The 14,127-nt window shown below is 71.9% G+C and carries 17 protein-coding genes; 6 read left to right on the top strand and 11 right to left on the bottom strand.

The window, feature by feature from the left end; translation table 11 throughout:
• Both H7A73_RS17240 and H7A73_RS18185 read right to left on the bottom strand, forming a co-directional pair.
• Positions 1 to 1,747, bottom strand: a 1,747-nt coding sequence (locus H7A73_RS17240) for a chaplin family protein (RefSeq protein WP_182067109.1), incomplete at its 3' end; no start/stop codon positions are given.
• An 87-nt stretch (positions 1,748 to 1,834) separates the two neighbouring features.
• Complete coding sequence (locus H7A73_RS18185; RefSeq protein WP_182067111.1) at positions 1,835 to 3,130, bottom strand: hypothetical protein; 1,296 nt, start codon at positions 3,128 to 3,130, stop codon at positions 1,835 to 1,837.
• 111 nt (positions 3,131 to 3,241) lie between these two features.
• On the opposite strand from H7A73_RS18185, the gene H7A73_RS17250 reads away from it, so the two are divergent.
• Positions 3,242 to 3,673, top strand: a complete 432-nt coding sequence (locus H7A73_RS17250; RefSeq protein WP_182067112.1) for a GNAT family N-acetyltransferase — start codon at positions 3,242 to 3,244, stop codon at positions 3,671 to 3,673.
• A 13-nt stretch (positions 3,674 to 3,686) separates the two neighbouring features.
• Here H7A73_RS17250 and H7A73_RS17255 read toward each other — a convergent pair whose 3' ends face one another.
• Both H7A73_RS17255 and H7A73_RS17260 read right to left on the bottom strand, forming a co-directional pair.
• Positions 3,687 to 4,214, bottom strand: a complete 528-nt coding sequence (locus tag H7A73_RS17255) for an Lrp/AsnC family transcriptional regulator (RefSeq protein ID WP_182067114.1) — start codon at positions 4,212 to 4,214, stop codon at positions 3,687 to 3,689.
• Positions 4,215 to 4,223: 9 nt separating this feature from the next.
• On the bottom strand, positions 4,224 to 4,790 hold the full coding sequence (locus H7A73_RS17260; RefSeq protein ID WP_182067117.1) for a TetR/AcrR family transcriptional regulator: 567 nt from the start codon (positions 4,788 to 4,790) through the stop codon (positions 4,224 to 4,226).
• A 119-nt stretch (positions 4,791 to 4,909) separates the two neighbouring features.
• Here H7A73_RS17260 and H7A73_RS17265 point away from each other — a divergent pair, with 119 nt between their 5' ends.
• Both H7A73_RS17265 and H7A73_RS17270 read left to right on the top strand, forming a co-directional pair.
• A complete protein-coding gene (locus tag H7A73_RS17265; protein WP_182067119.1) occupies positions 4,910 to 6,385 on the top strand; it encodes an MFS transporter in 1,476 nt (491 codons plus the stop codon).
• A gap of 174 nt (positions 6,386 to 6,559) precedes the next feature.
• Positions 6,560 to 7,000: a phage holin family protein gene (locus H7A73_RS17270; protein WP_182067121.1), complete on the top strand. Its 441-nt coding sequence runs from the start codon at positions 6,560 to 6,562 to the stop codon at positions 6,998 to 7,000.
• Between the two features lie 11 nt (positions 7,001 to 7,011).
• Here the strand turns inward: H7A73_RS17270 and H7A73_RS17275 are convergent, their stop codons facing one another.
• A complete protein-coding gene (locus H7A73_RS17275) occupies positions 7,012 to 7,518 on the bottom strand; it encodes a hypothetical protein (RefSeq protein ID WP_017888550.1) in 507 nt (168 codons plus the stop codon).
• Positions 7,519 to 7,558: 40 nt separating this feature from the next.
• Positions 7,559 to 7,930, bottom strand: coding sequence for a DUF5997 family protein (locus H7A73_RS17280; protein ID WP_247737618.1), 372 nt, complete (start codon positions 7,928 to 7,930; stop codon positions 7,559 to 7,561).
• Positions 7,931 to 7,981: 51 nt separating this feature from the next.
• Here H7A73_RS17280 and H7A73_RS17985 point away from each other — a divergent pair, with 51 nt between their 5' ends.
• Together H7A73_RS17985 and H7A73_RS17290 are read left to right on the top strand one after the other, a co-directional pair.
• Complete coding sequence (locus tag H7A73_RS17985) at positions 7,982 to 8,788, top strand: LysR family transcriptional regulator substrate-binding protein (protein ID WP_220456645.1); 807 nt, start codon at positions 7,982 to 7,984, stop codon at positions 8,786 to 8,788.
• Positions 8,785 to 9,255, top strand: a complete 471-nt coding sequence (locus H7A73_RS17290; RefSeq protein WP_182067124.1) for a GNAT family N-acetyltransferase — start codon at positions 8,785 to 8,787, stop codon at positions 9,253 to 9,255. The genes H7A73_RS17985 and H7A73_RS17290 overlap by 4 nt, the downstream gene beginning before the upstream one ends.
• Before the next feature lie 199 nt (positions 9,256 to 9,454).
• Here the strand turns inward: H7A73_RS17290 and H7A73_RS17295 are convergent, their stop codons facing one another.
• The 5 genes from H7A73_RS17295 to H7A73_RS17315 all read right to left on the bottom strand — a co-directional run bounded on the left by H7A73_RS17295 (position 9,455) and on the right by H7A73_RS17315 (position 13,497).
• On the bottom strand, positions 9,455 to 10,135 hold the full coding sequence (locus H7A73_RS17295; protein ID WP_182067126.1) for a DJ-1/PfpI family protein: 681 nt from the start codon (positions 10,133 to 10,135) through the stop codon (positions 9,455 to 9,457).
• A gap of 82 nt (positions 10,136 to 10,217) precedes the next feature.
• The gene (locus tag H7A73_RS17300) at positions 10,218 to 10,838 is read right to left on the bottom strand and encodes a DNA-3-methyladenine glycosylase I (protein ID WP_182067128.1); all 621 of its coding nucleotides are present in this window, start codon (positions 10,836 to 10,838) and stop codon (positions 10,218 to 10,220) included.
• Between the two features lie 37 nt (positions 10,839 to 10,875).
• Positions 10,876 to 11,292, bottom strand: coding sequence for a VOC family protein (locus tag H7A73_RS17305; protein WP_182067130.1), 417 nt, complete (start codon positions 11,290 to 11,292; stop codon positions 10,876 to 10,878).
• A gap of 176 nt (positions 11,293 to 11,468) precedes the next feature.
• Entirely contained in the window at positions 11,469 to 11,804 is a 336-nt protein-coding gene (locus H7A73_RS17310) for a hypothetical protein (protein WP_071247515.1), read from the bottom strand.
• Between the two features lie 22 nt (positions 11,805 to 11,826).
• Positions 11,827 to 13,497: a sodium:solute symporter family protein gene (locus tag H7A73_RS17315; protein ID WP_071405106.1), complete on the bottom strand. Its 1,671-nt coding sequence runs from the start codon at positions 13,495 to 13,497 to the stop codon at positions 11,827 to 11,829.
• Between the two features lie 142 nt (positions 13,498 to 13,639).
• Here H7A73_RS17315 and aroQ point away from each other — a divergent pair.
• Positions 13,640 to 14,127, top strand: a 488-nt coding sequence (gene aroQ, locus H7A73_RS17320) for a type II 3-dehydroquinate dehydratase (protein ID WP_182067132.1), incomplete at its 3' end; no start/stop codon positions are given.

Consider the following 14,127-nt stretch of genomic DNA (forward strand, 5'->3'; position numbering starts at 1 on the left):
CGCGCACCAGCAGAGCCTCTCGCACGCGATAACGATTGCGGGCCGGATGCAGCAGGCGACGGCCGAGCGGGCTAGTTACGGAGTGGTGCAGGGGGGGGGCGCCACCGCCGGGAGGAACGGGCAAGCGGGCCCGGGTGAGGGGGGGCTCGGGCGGGCGGTGACGGGCGGGGGGGGTCGCCGGGCTGGTGCCGGCGCTCGTCCGGACCCCGCTGGTGGCAGCGGTGGTGCTGGTCACCACACCCGCCGTGGAGGCCCGGGTCGGCTCGACCACGCCGACCGCGCCCACCGGGATGGTCGCCGTGCCGGGCGTGGTGCCGGTACCGGTGCCCGTCCCGTCGGTGGGGACGGTGCCCGGGTCGGTGGCGGGGTCCGTGCCCGGGTCGGTACCCGGGTCCGTACCGGGATCCGTGCCCGGGTCGGTACCCGGGTCCGTACCGGGGTCGGTACCGGGGTCCGTGCCCGGGTCGGTCCCGGGGTCCGTGCCGGTGCCGGGGGTGGCGCTGGTGCCGTCACCGACGATGCCGATCCCGTTGCCGCCGATGGTGATCGGCAGGCCGATCACCGGGGTGACCTGGGTGCCGGAGAGCAGGCCGCCGTCGCCGGAGGTCGAACCGCCGGTCGTCGGGGTCGTGGCACCGGTGGCCGGAGTCGTCGTGCCGCCGGTGCTCGTGCCGTCACCGAGGACGCCGATGCCGTTGCCACCGATCGTGACCGGGACGTCGACGGCCGGAGACACCTGCGTGCCCGAAGCCGTGCCGTCCGAACCCGAGGTCGAACCACCAGCCGCCGGAGCGGTCCCGGTACCCGTGCCCGCAGCAGGCGCCGTGCCCGTCGCGGCCCCCGTCCCGAGCAGCCCGATGCCGTTGTCCGCCACCGTGACCGGGATCGAGACGACCGGGGACACCTGCGTGCCCGAAGCCGTGCCGTCCGAACCCGAGGTCGAACCACCGGCCACCGGAGTGGTCCCGGTCCCGGTGCCCGTGCCCGCGGCGGGCGCCGTGCCCGTCGCGGCCCCGTCACCGAGGACGCCGATGCCGTTGCCACCGATCGTCACCGGGACGTCGACCGGACCGGTCACCTGGGTGCCGGAGAGCAGTCCGTCGGTGCCCGAGGTCGTGGGCGCAGACGGGGCTTCGGCGGCTGGTGCCGGGGTCGTCGCAGCCGGGGCGGTCGACGTCGCGGTACCGTCGCCGAGGACGCCGATCCCGTTGCCGGACACCGTCACGGGGACGGTCACGGCCGGGGTGACCTGGGTGCCGGAACCCGTGCCGTCCTCGCCCGAGGTGCTCGGAGCGGGAGCAGCAGGCGCCGGATCTGCAGGCGCCGGAGCCGGAGCCGGAGCAGCAGGTGCCGGAGCCGCCGCGGGTGCGGCGGCCGAGACCGCGTCACCGGCGACGGCCACGGCGTTGCCGCCGACCGTCACCGGTGCCGTGACGTCCGGCACCACCTGGGTGCCCGAGAGCGTGCCGTCCTGGCCCGAGGTGCTGGGGGCAGGAGCGGTCGTGGCCGGAGCAGGCACCGGAGCGGCGGTCGTGGACCCGGTCGCCGTCGACACTGCGTCGCCGAGCACGGCGATCGCGTTGCCGCCGAGGGACACCGGGGCGTCCACAGCGGGGGCCACCTGGGTGCCCGAGACGGTGCCGTCGGCACCGGATGTCGTGGCCGCGTTCGCCGCAGCCGTGCCGCCGAGCGTGAGCCCGCCGACGAAGAGGGCGAACCAGAGCCCTCTGGAGACGTACTTGTTCATGGTCGTACTCCCTGATCGAGATCGTCACCGACCGCGGACGCAGCCGGGATGTGTGCGTGCCTGCCGTGGCGGACAGGCGCACCGATCTCAGTCAGGGGCGACGTCGTGCTCGCCGACGACGGATGCGGGGACCGCGTCGTCGGAGAGCGTGCCGCGAGACCCCGCGGCGAGGGAGACGATGTCGTCGGTCGAGCCGACGATGCCGACGGCTGCTGCGCCACCGGAGGTCGAGGAGGCGCTGCCACCGAGCACGCCGGCGGCGGCCCCGTCGAACGGGAGCCCGTGGCCCTCGCCGTCGGCGGGGACGAGCAACGCGTGTCCGCCGAGGGTCGCGCCCTGCGCATCGAGGGCCGTGACGACCGGGCCGACCGTGGCGGTCGTCGCAGCTGCGGCGACCGGCTCCGACGGGCGGAGACGGGCTGCGCGGTGGTCCGTGGCGTCGGCGCGGACGGGTGTGGGCACGACGGCCGCGGCGGCTCCGGGAGCGACTCCGGGCCGGACGGGTGCGGTCGCGACCGGCACCGACGGGACGGGCCCGGCGGACGGGTTCGAGCCGCCGCCCACCGGGAGCGTGGGGACGTCGACGACGGGGTCCGTGCCTCCTGGCAGGGTGCCGCCGACGGCCGGGACGACGCCCCCGACCACGTCGGGGGCGTCGCCCACGGTCGTGCCGACCGAGCCGAGCGTGTCGTCGACCAGGCCCGTGACCGGGCCGGTCACGGTGCCGAGCGTGTCGTCACCGAGGACCGTGCCGACCACCGGCACGCTGCCGACCACGTCGTCGACGGTGTCGACGACCGCGGTCACGGGGCGCGCGTCGGTGACGTGCTCCACGGTGCCGGTGACGGGGCGCAGGACGTTCGCGACGGTGTCCGTGACCGGCCGGGAGGCGCTGCTCACCTCGTCGACGACCGGTCGCACCGGGCGCGTGGCCGGGTGGGCCGCCGGGGCGGACGTGGTCGGTTGGACAGCCGGTGTGGTCGTGGCCGGAGCGGGGCTCGACGGCGCGGGGGCTGCGGGAGCCGGAGCGGGGGCCGCCGGTGCCGGTGCGACCGCTGCGGGCACCGGAGCAGGTGCGGGCGCCGGAGCGGGCGCAGCAGGTGCCGGTGCGGGCGCCGGCGCCACGGCCTTGCGGACGGGATCCGTCACGCCGCCGACGACCTTGCCGACCTCACCGGTCGCGCCCTGCACGGTGCCACCGACGCCGTCGACGACGCTGCCGACGAGTCCGCGCTGCTCGCTCGGTGCGGCCGAGGTCGTCGCCGCGGAGGCCGGTCGCGCGCCGAGGAGCAGGGAGAGCAGCACGAGGGCGGCGAGGGTCCCGACGCCCAGCAGGACGATGCGGAGTGCGGCGCGCCAGGGTGCGCGCAACGGGTGGTCCATGCGCTCACCTCCTGATCTCGGCTGCGCACGTAGAGTGGTTGACCGGCAATGTACGCCGATCCGGTCCGGAACACACCCCGTTTCGGAAGAAATTCTCAGGAAGGGCCGTCCGTGGTCTCGATCTTCAACGCTCCGACCCGCAACCTGGACATCGTCACGCTGCACGAGATCCTGCGGCTCCGCCAGGACGTCTTCGTCGTCGAGCAGGAAGCCGCGTACGGCGACATCGACGGCCGTGACCTCGAGCCGGGCACCGTGCAGTTCTGGGCCGGCAACGGTTCGGTGGACGCGACGCTCCGCCTGCTCCGCGAGCCCGACGGCACCGAACGCATCGGCCGGGTCGCCACCGCGAAGCACGCCCGCGGCCAGGGGCTCGGCGCGCAGCTCATGGAGGCCGCGATCGCCGAGTCGCGCTCGCGGAGCATCGCCCTCGGTGCCCAGTCGCACCTGGAGCAGTGGTACGGCCGGTTCGGCTTCGTGCGCTCGGGCGACGAGTACCTGGAGGACCGCATCCCGCACATCCCGATGACCCGGAAGCGCTGACCCGTTCCGCGCGTCAGGCCCGCCAGCGCCGCAGTTCGTCGAAGGAGCGGCCCTGGGTGGCCCGGTCGGCGACGAGGCGTTCGAACACGATGTTCGTCTGCGTCGTCGCCACCGAGGGGTCACCGCTGAGTTCGTCGGCGACGAAGTCCCGGAGCTGCTCGGTCGACTCGCACGCGATGTGCACGAGGAAGTCCTTGTCCCCCGCCAGGAACGACACGTCCTGCACGACGGGGACCCGCAGCAGGCGCTTGGCGAAGTCCCGCAGTTCGTGGCGGGCCGCGGCGTGCACCCTGACGGACACCATCGCCTCGATCGAGAACCCGAGCCGAGCGACGTCCACGTCGGCCCGGTAGCCGCGGATCACCCCGGCGTCCTCGAGCACACGGACCCGTGCCAGGCAGGTCGACGGCGCGATGCCGACGGCGGCCGCGAGTCGGTTGTTCGGGATCCGGGCGTCGGCCGCCAGGGTCCAGAGGATGCGCTCGTCGACCTCGTCGAGGCGCGGAGCGGGGTCGGGGCGACGTGCGGGACGGTCGGACACGGCTCGACGCTACCGCGGCGGTGCGAGCAGGGCTCGGAGCGCGTCCTCGAGCGCGGCCGACACGACGGCGTCGTCGGCGGATGCCAGCGGTTCCACCGCGGTGGACTGCCGGAGCATCGACATCCCGAGCACGACCGCCAACGCGATCTCGGCACGGACGAGCAGTTCCTCGGACCCCGCGCCGCCGACCGTGCCCGCGAGCCGTTCGGCGTACCGGCGCAACGTCTCACGGCGGATGGCGTCGGCGCCGTCGTCGCCGGAGGACCGCAGCAGGAGCATCAGCTGCAGGGAGTCGTCGTCGGTGGGGGCCCGCACGATGTGCGTGATGATGCCCGTCAGCGCCCGTTCGAGGCCCTGCTCACTCGTCTCCTCGGTCCCCAGGTCGCGCACGACGCGGTCGAGGCAGGCGCGGAAGAGCCCCTCCTTCGAGCCGAAGTACCGGTTGATCAGGGCGACGTTCACCCCGGCGTCCCCGGCGATGTCGCGCACGGTCGTCGTGCGGTACCCGTCGAAGGCGAACCGACGCCGGGCGGCCTGCACGAGCAGGAGTCGGGTGGCCGCGGCGTCCTTGCTCATGGAGCGCAGCCTAGCGGTCCTCACAGGGATGTAAGCAAGCGTTGACATGCTCCTCCGAGCGCGTACGCTCGTGATGTCAGCAACTGTTTACATCAACGACCACGACGACACGGAGCACGATGACCGACACCATGCAGAGCCCACGGACCGGCTCGCACCCCACCACGGACGGGCGCCGGCCGAACAGCACGGCGATCATCGTCTTCCTGTCCCTCGGCGGCCTGTCCTTCGCGGTGCTGCAGTCGCTGGTCGCCCCGGCACTGTCGACCATCGGGCAGGACCTCGGCGCCTCCACCAGCGCGACGAGCTGGGTGCTCACCGCCTACCTGCTGTCCGCCTCGGTGCTCACGCCGATCCTCGGTCGCCTCGGCGACATGATCGGCAAGCGCAAGGTCCTGATCGTCGTGCTGTCGATCCTGCTCGTGGGCGCCGTGCTCGCCGCCCTCGCCCCGAACCTCGGAGTGCTGATCGTCGGACGGGCACTGCAGGGCGCCGCCGGAGCCGTGATGCCGCTGTCGATCGGCATCGTGCGTGACGAGCTGCCGAAGGAGAAGGTCAGCGTCACGATCGGCCTGCTGTCCGCGATCTTCGGCATCGGTGCCGGTGTCGGCATCGTCGCCGCCGGACCCATCGTCGAGCACCTGTCGTGGCACTGGCTGTTCTGGCTCCCCGCCGTGCTCGTCGTCATCGCACTGCTCGGCGCGGTCTTCGGCATGCCGGAGTCCCCGGTGCGGAAGCCCGGCCGTCTCGACACGGCCGGCACGTTCGTCCTCGCGGTGTCGCTCGTCTCGATCCTGCTCGCCGTCAGCGAGGGCGAGACCTGGGGGTGGGGCAACGGCAAGACCATCGGCCTGCTGGTCCTCGGCGCCGTGGCACTGGTCGTGTTCGTCCTGGTCGAACTCCGGATCGCCGAGCCGCTCATCGACGTCCGGCTCTTCGCGGTCCGCGGTGTCTGGACCGCCCACGTCGTCGCCCTCGTCTTCGGGTTCGCGATGTTCGGCACCTTCGTCCTCGTGCCGACCCTCCTGCAGCTCCCGACGGCGCTCGGCTACGGCTTCGGCAAGGACGTCACCCAGGCCGGTCTCTTCCTGCTGCCGACCGTCGTGATGATGGTCGTCGCCGGGCCCATCGCGGGCATCCTGGTGCGCAAGGTCGGCCCGAAGCCGCCGATGCTCATCGGCGGGTTCGCCATCGTCGCCGCGTTCGTGCTGCCGGCGATCGCACACGCCGAGCTGTGGCAGGTGGTGGCCTCCGGCGTCCTGACCGGCATCGGCATCGGCATGGCCCTCGCCGCCTGCTCGAACGCGATCATCGAGAGCGTCCCCGCGAACCAGACCGGTGAGGCCATCAGCGCCAACACGGTCGTCCGGACCATCGGCTCGAGCGTCGGCACCGCCGTCATCGCAGCGCTGATCACCTCGCACAGCACGCCGCAGGGGCTGCCGACCGACGACGCCTTCACGATCGGGTTCTGGGCGTGCACGGGTGTGGCGGTCGCGGCCGTGCTCGCCGCCCTCGCCGCGCCGTCGATGCGTGCCCGCCGCGCAGCGGCCGCCGCCCGCGGGATCGACGACCTCGAGGAGGTCGCCGAGTAGGGCACTCGGCTCGATCACCCGGGAGGCCCGTCCTGCGTCGTCGACGCGGGGCGGGCCTCCAGTCCGTTGCGCAACCTGGGAACGCACCGGGCGCACGCCGGTCAGCGTGACGATCATCGGACCGGTCGCGTCCCGTCAGGGGACGCAGACCGCCGCGCCCGGACAGGAGACCCCATGAGCAGCACCGACCACGACGACACCACCGCTCCCGGACGACCGTCGTTCCGCGACACGGTGACCGCCGGACTCGTGCAGAAGGCCCTCGAGCCGGTGCTGCGCGCCGTGCGTGAGGAGGTCGCCTCGGCGCGGCGAGAGATCGGCGAGCGCGCGAGCGGTGCGAAGACCGGGCTGGTGCTCACGGGCGCCGCAGTGGCCTTCGCGCTGACCACCCTCGTGCTGCTGGCCGGCCTCGTGGTGGCGCTCCTCGCCCTGGCGCTGCCGGTCTGGGCCGCGATCGGGATCACCTTCGTCGTGTTCGCCGTCGTCACCGCGATCCTGTTCGTGGTCGGGCTCCGTGGCATCCGACGGGGTGTGCCGCCGGTGCCGAAGGACACCATCCGCGCTGCGAAGGACCGCGTCACGCACACGGGCGACGCGACGACCCGGGCCGACTGAGCTCCGCGGCGCTACATCGCCAGGGTCATGCCGACCACGGCGACCGTCATCGCGAAGACCTCGCCGCTGCGGACGGCCCGCCGGTCCTCACGACCCCACTCGTACCGCAGCAGCCAGCCGCTGAAGGCGCAGTAGCCGATGACGCCGGCGCCGAGCACCGCGGACAGTGCGATGCCGTGCCCGGCGTGGTCTCCGGCGACGCCCGAGGCATGGCCCATCAGCAGCATCCCGGCCATCACGACGGCGGAGAGCGCACGGTGGACGTCCATCGGCTCCGCACGGCGACCGTCGGCGCGGCGGCGACGCATCACGGGCAACGGCGCGAGCAGGAGCAGGAGGGTCGCGGCGAACAGGGTCCACACCGCTCCGGCGTCGACGACGGGCATGAGCATCGCGACGAGCATCACGCCCGCCGGCACGATCACGCCCGGACGCGGGCGGTAGCGGTCACCGACGATGCAGCACACCGACGCGAACTGCGGCACGACGAGCATGGCGTCGGCGACGGTCTCGTGCACGTGGGGCGTCCTCGGTGCGGCGGAGTGGTGCGGGGCGGTGTCAGTCCGCGGCGCGGGCAGCGGCCTTGGCGGCGCGCTCCTGCTTCACGCGGGCGTTCTCGGCGTGCACGGCGGCCTGCGTCGCACGCTCGCGGACGAGCCACTCGGGCTTCTGCTCGAGCAGTGTCTTGATGTCCGCCGTCGTCAGGGTGTCGTCGATCCCGGCACGGCTCAGGCCGGAGATGGAGATGCCGAGCTTCTGCGCCACGACGGGCCGCGGGTGCGGGCCGTCGCGTCGGAGGTCCTCGAGCCAGGTCGGGGGTTCGGTCCGGAGCTCGTCGAAGGCGGTCCGCGTGAGGGGAGCGCTCTGGAAGGACTCCGGAGCAGCCGTCAGCAAGATGCCGAGCTTCTTCGCAGCCGTTTCGGGCTTCATGGTCTGTTCCTGCGCCATGAGGACAAGGGTACGGCCCCTATGCTCGTCTGCATGACCGCGGCTCTCACCATCGCCTTCGTGCCGGGGGTCTCCCCCGCAAAGTGGGCCCGTGTCTGGCGGGAACGCTTCCCCTCCGTCGAGCTCCGGCTCCGGCCGATCGGCGCCGACGACGTCGACGACGCGCTGGCCGGCGAAGCCGACATGGTGTTCGCTCGCATGCCCGTGTCCGAGCAGCACAACGCCATCCCGCTCTGGACCGAGACGGCCGTCGTCGCGATGCCCAAGGACTCCCCCCTCGCCGAACTCGCCGAGGTCGACCTCGACGACGCCGAGGTCCACGTGATCGACGCCGGCCCGGTACCGGCCGACATCGACGGATCGCTCGACCTGGTCGAGGCGAACGTCGGCGTCGTCGTGCTCCCCCAGTCCCTGTTCCGCGCCGCCAGCCGCAAGGACCTGGTGGGGCGTCCGCTCATGCACGCCGAGGGCACGCGCATCGCGCTGGTCTGGCGGGACGAGGACGCCACCGAGACCACCGAGGAGTTCATCGGCGTGGTGCGCGGGCGGACCGCCAACAGTTCGCGCCAGCCGGGAGGCCCGGATCGCGACGGCGATGACGGCTCGCGTCCGGCTCGTGGCGGCGCCAAGGCCGGGTCGGGTGCCAAGGGTGCCTCGGCCGGGTCGGGTGGGTCGGGTTCCAGGGGCGGCTCCGCCGGGGCAGGCGGCAAGGCCAAGGCCAAGTCGCCCGGCAGCGGCAAGTCCGGCAGCGGCAAGAAGTCGAACACCGGCAAGGGCCCGACACCCGGACGCGGCAAGATGCGCGGCAAGCCGAGCCGGGGCTCCAAGGGCAACCGATGACGGACACGCGGCTGGTCCTGATGCCGGCCACGCGCCTCCCGGCCTGGCTCCAGCGCACGATGGCCGAGTACGTCGAGTCGCGGATGCAGTCGGGCGAGACCCGCGAGCAGGCCGCGGCGAACGAGCAGCAGTCGCGGGACCGGTGGTTCCCGGGCGGGTCTCCCGCTGACGGGCACCTCGTGTGGGACGTCACCGACCAGGACGACACCGTCATCGGGTACCTGTGGATCGGACCGTTCACACCGGGCGGCACCGATTGGTGGGTGTTCAACGTCGAGATCGACGAGGCGCACCGGCGCCGCGGGCACGCACGTCGGGCGCTCGAGCTCGGGCACCGCGCCGCTGCGGAGCACGGTGCGACGAGCATCGGGCTGAACGTGTTCGGCTACAACACCGGGGCGCAGGAGCTCTACGCGGCGCTCGGGTACCAGGTGACGTCGGCGCAGATGCGCAAGCCGCTGGTCTGACGCAGGACGGCTGCGGCGGCGCGGGACGACTGCGGCGGCGCGGGTGCGTGCTGCGGCGGCGCGGGCCACCGCCCGGTCACAACACCCCGCGTGCATGGCCCCGAGCGGTCACGAAGTGTCGACTGGCCGCGCCCGGAACGACGTTTCGTGACCACTCGGCGGAGACCGGCGGGGATTCGTGACCGTCCGCAGGTCCGCGTCAGCGCAGGACGGCTGCGGCGGCGCGGGTCACCTTCGCGCCGCGGGCTTCCTCGGCTGCTGCGCGAGCCCGGGTGACGACGACGGCGTCGGCGCGCTCGGCGGACCCGTTGTCGAACGGTGGCCGGGGGTCGTACTCGATCTGCAGCTGGATCGCCTCGGCCGCGGGCTGTCCGGCGAGCTCGGCCGCGAGCCACAGCGCCATGTCGATGCCCGCGCTCACCCCGGCGGCGGTCACGACGGCGCCGTCCCGGGCGATCCGGCCGTCCGTCGGCTGCGCGCCGAAGGCCTCGAGCATCGGCTTCGACGCCCAGTGGGTGGTCGCGCGCCGGCCGGCGAGCAGCCCGGCGGCGCCGAGCACGAAGGCGCCCGTGCACACCGAGGTGACCCACGTCGCGTGCTCGGCCTGGCGCCGCACGAAGGCCACGACGCCCGGGTCGAGCATCGCGTCGAAGGCACCGTCACCACCGGGCACCACGAGGACGTCCGCGGGGCCCGCATCCTCGATCGTCACGGTGGGGACGAGCGCGAGGCCGCAGTCGCTCGGCACCGGGTCGAGTGTCGCCGCGACGTACTCGACGTGTGCACCCGGCACCCGGCTGAGGACCTGCGCCGGACCGGTCAGGTCGAGCTGGGTCAGGTGCGGGAACAGCAGGAACGCGATCCGGATGTCGTCGGCCATGTCGTGACCATAGTCCCGGCGTTGTCGTACTCGTGGGCTTGCCTGCTCGTGTTCCTGGGCTGGGCTGGGCTGGGCCCGCCCGTCAGCTCCAGACGCCGGAGGTCCCGCGCCGGTGGCTGCCGACCAGGTGGGTGTCGACGATGCCGAGCGCTTCCATCAGGGCGTACATCGTGGTCGGTCCGACGAAGGCGAACCCGCGCTTCCGCAGCGCCTTCGACAGGGCGAGGGACTCGTCCGACTTGGTCGGCACCTCGGCGGACGACCGTGGCTCGGGCGTGGTCGCCGGCTGGAACGACCACACGAAGTCGGCGAGCCCGCCGTCCTGCCGCAGGGCGATCGTGGCGTTCGCGTTGGTGATCGTCGCGAGGATCTTCGCGCGGTTCCGGACGATCCCGGCGTCGGCCATCAGCCGTGCGACGTCGTCCTCGCCGAAGGCAGCGACGGTCTCGGCGTCGAAGTCCGCGAAGGCGGCCCGGAACGCCGGTCGTTTCGCGAGGATCGTGCGCCACGACAGACCCGACTGGAACGCCTCGAGCGAGAGCCGCTCGAACACCCCGCGTTCGTCGCGGACGGGCAGGCCCCACTCGGTGTCGTAGTACTCGCGCAGGAGCGCGTCCGACGACGCCCAGACCGGCCGGGCGAGGCCGTCGTCGCCGGTGACGAGGTCGGGCACGGGCGGGGCGTCGACGGGCTCGGTGCTCATGCGACCATCCTGGCGGGCGCCGCCGACAGCGCCTGGCTCACTCGGCGGGCGGGCCGTCCTGCGTCGCCTGCTCGTCCATCCACACGTACTCCCAGCGGTGTCCGTCCGGGTCGGTGAAGCTCCGCTGGTACATGAAGCCGAGGTCCATCTCCGGCCGGTCCTCGGTGCCGCCGGCAGCGACCGCGGCGTCGACGATGCGGTGGACGTCCTCCTTCGACGGGGCGCTGACCGAGTTGATGACCTCGATCGTGTCGGCGTCGGCGATCGTCTTGTCGGTGAACTCGGCGAACTTCGCCGTCGTCAGGATCATGACGGAGATCGACTCGGACACCACCACGCACGCCGCGGTGTCGTCGCTGAAGGCCGGGTTGATCGAGTACCCGAGTGCCTCGTAGAACGCCTTCGAGCGCTCGAGGTCCGTGACGGGCAGGTTGATGAAGACCATCGTGTCCATGGCGGTTCCTTTCGTCACGCTCAACCTGGACCCACCTGGACCAGCGCGCAACCGTTTCGTGAGGGAACCAACCGGTCAAGGTGTGTGCAGCCCAGCCCGGAAACGACGAAGTCGCTGTCGTCCGACAGCGACTTCGTCGTTCCGCGTCAGGCCGGGGACGCCCGACCCGAGCGGCCTCAGGCCAGCTCGCGCCCCTCGCCCGCGGCACGCTGGTGCGACTCGGCCTCGGCCTGGCCGATGATGTCCTCGGCGGGCACCGGGTTCAGGCGGTCCCAGAGGAAGAACAGGCCGCCGCCGATGAGCAGCGAGATCCCGACCCACAGGTTGATGTGGATCCCGCCGGTCTTCTCGGGGTCGGTGTTCCAGTGCACGATCCCGACGATGGTCGTGATCACGCCGTAGAGCACGAACAGGCCGCCGAGGATGCGGCGCAGGTCGAGTCGGCGGGTGGAGCGGACGAGGGCTGCCTTCTGCTCCTCGGTCATCGCGCCGGGGGTGGTGGTGTCACTCATGAGAAGTGGTCTCCTTCGCGGATCAGAGGAACGGGAGGTACAGGACGACGCACAGCACGAGCGCGACGGTACCGAGCAGGGCGGGCGAGCGGTACCAGGCGGTGTCCGTCGCGACCGAGTCGCCGTGCAGGTCGATCTTGCCGACGCCGTAGACGAGCCCACCGAGCTCCTTCTCGTCCTTCGGCTTGGTGAGCATCGAGACGACGAAGCCGACGACCAGCACGGTGACGAACGAGATGATCGCGCCGTACAGGGTCTCCGCGGTCGCGGTGGCGAACAGGTCCGGGTTGACCAGGTAGGCGATCCAGGTGATCGTCGGGGTCACGATGCCGAGGACGTAGCCCCAGAGCGCTCCCTGCGTCGTCATGCGCTTCCACAGCAGGCCGAGGATGAACACGGCGAACAGCGGTGCGTTGAAGAACGAGAACAGCGTCTGCATGTACGTCATGATGTTCGACGCCTGGGCCGCGATGAACGCGGTCGCGATACCGACCACGACGCCGACGACGGTGACCCAGCGGCCGGTCTTCAGGTAGTGCAGGTCGGGCATGTTCGGGCGGATGTAGCGCTGCCAGATGTCGTAGGTGAAGACGGTGTTGAACGACGAGACGTTCGCCGCCATGCCGGCCATGAAGGACGCCAGCAGGCCGGTCACCGCGATGCCGAGCACACCGGTCGGCAGGTACATCTGGATGAGCTTCGGGATCGCGTCGTTGTAGGTCAGCGTGCCGTCGGCGAACTGGTTGCCCACCACGGCCGCGGCGATGAGGCCCGGGATCACGACGATGGCCGGGATGAAGAGCTTCGGGATCGCGGCGATGAGCGGGGTGCGGCGGGCCGCGGACATGTTCTTCGCCGAGAACGCACGCTGCACCTCGGTGAAGTTCGTGGTCCAGTAGCCGAACCCGAGCACGAAGCCCAGGCCGAGCACGATGGCGAGCCAGTTGGCGCCGATCGGGTTGGTGACGTCGCCGAAGCCGGTGCCGGCCCAGGCCTGCAGGTGCTGCACGCCCTGGGTCTCGGTGATGGCCTTCGACAGGCCGTCCCAGCCGCCGACGCGGTGCAGACCGACGATCGTCAGCGGGATGAGCCCCGCGATGATCACGAAGAACTGCATGACCTCGTTGTAGATCGCGCTCGAGAGCCCGCCGAGGGTGATGTAGACGAGCACGAAGCCGGCGGAGACGATGATCGCCAGCCACTCCGGCCAGCCGAGCATGGCCTCGATGACGATGGCCATCGCGTAGAGGTTGATGCCCGCGATGAGCACGTTCGACACCGCGAACGCGATCGCGTTCACCAGGTGCGGCGCCTTGCCGAAGCGGCGCAGCATGAACTCCGGCACGGAGCGGACCTTCGAGCCGTAGTAGAACGGCATCATCACGAGGCCGAGGAACACCATCGCGGGCACGGCGCCGACGAGGTAGTAGTGCAGGGTGGCCATGCCGATCTGGGCACCGTTGGCCGCCATGCCGAGGATCTCGGTGGCACCGAGGTTCGCGGACACGAACGCCAGGCCGGTGATCCACGCCGGCATCGAGCGCCCGGACAGGAAGAAGTCCATGCTCGTCCGGACCTGCTTGCGGGCGGTGAACCCGATCCCGATGACGACCGCGAAGTACACGATGATCATCAGGTAGTCGACCCAGCCCAAGTCGAGCCGGATCCCTTCGTTCGCTGCAGCGAGAACCATTCACATCTCCACGTCAGTGTGTTGCAGTCGACAACTCTGCCGACCCGGACGGAGACGTTACACCGATTTGTGACCGTTCACATAGCCAGCACATGCATCACTCGAGCCGCGTAGCGCTCCCCCGGTTCGCTACGCTCGGCCCATGACCGACGCGTCGCGCATCCTCGTCCTCAACGGCCCGAACCTCGACATCCTCGGCCGCCGTGACCCGGAGCAGTACGGCACCGTGACGCTCGCCGAGATCGAGGCGATCGTGCACACCGAGTCGGCCGTGCACGGGCTCGAGGCCGACTTCCGCCAGACGAACCGAGAGGGCGAGCTCGTCGAGTGGCTGCACGAGGCGCTCGACGGCTTCGCCGCGGTCGTCATCAACCCCGCCGCCTACGCGCACACCTCGGTCGCGCTGCACGACGCGGTGGAGGCCCTGTGGGTCCCCGTCGTCGAGGTGCACCTGTCGAACACGTGGAAGCGCGAGCCGTTCCGCCACGTCGACCACGTCGCCACCGCCGCGACGGCGGTCATCGCCGGTGCGGGCGCCGACGGCTACCGCCTGGCGGTCGCGCACGTCGCGCTCGGAAGCGCCTCGCGTCGGGCAACGACGGCGTCGGCCGGGTCGAGCCACGCGTGGCC

It is taken from the genome of Curtobacterium sp. ME12, from assembly GCF_903970855.1.
GTDB lineage: Bacteria > Actinomycetota > Actinomycetes > Actinomycetales > Microbacteriaceae > Curtobacterium > Curtobacterium poinsettiae_A.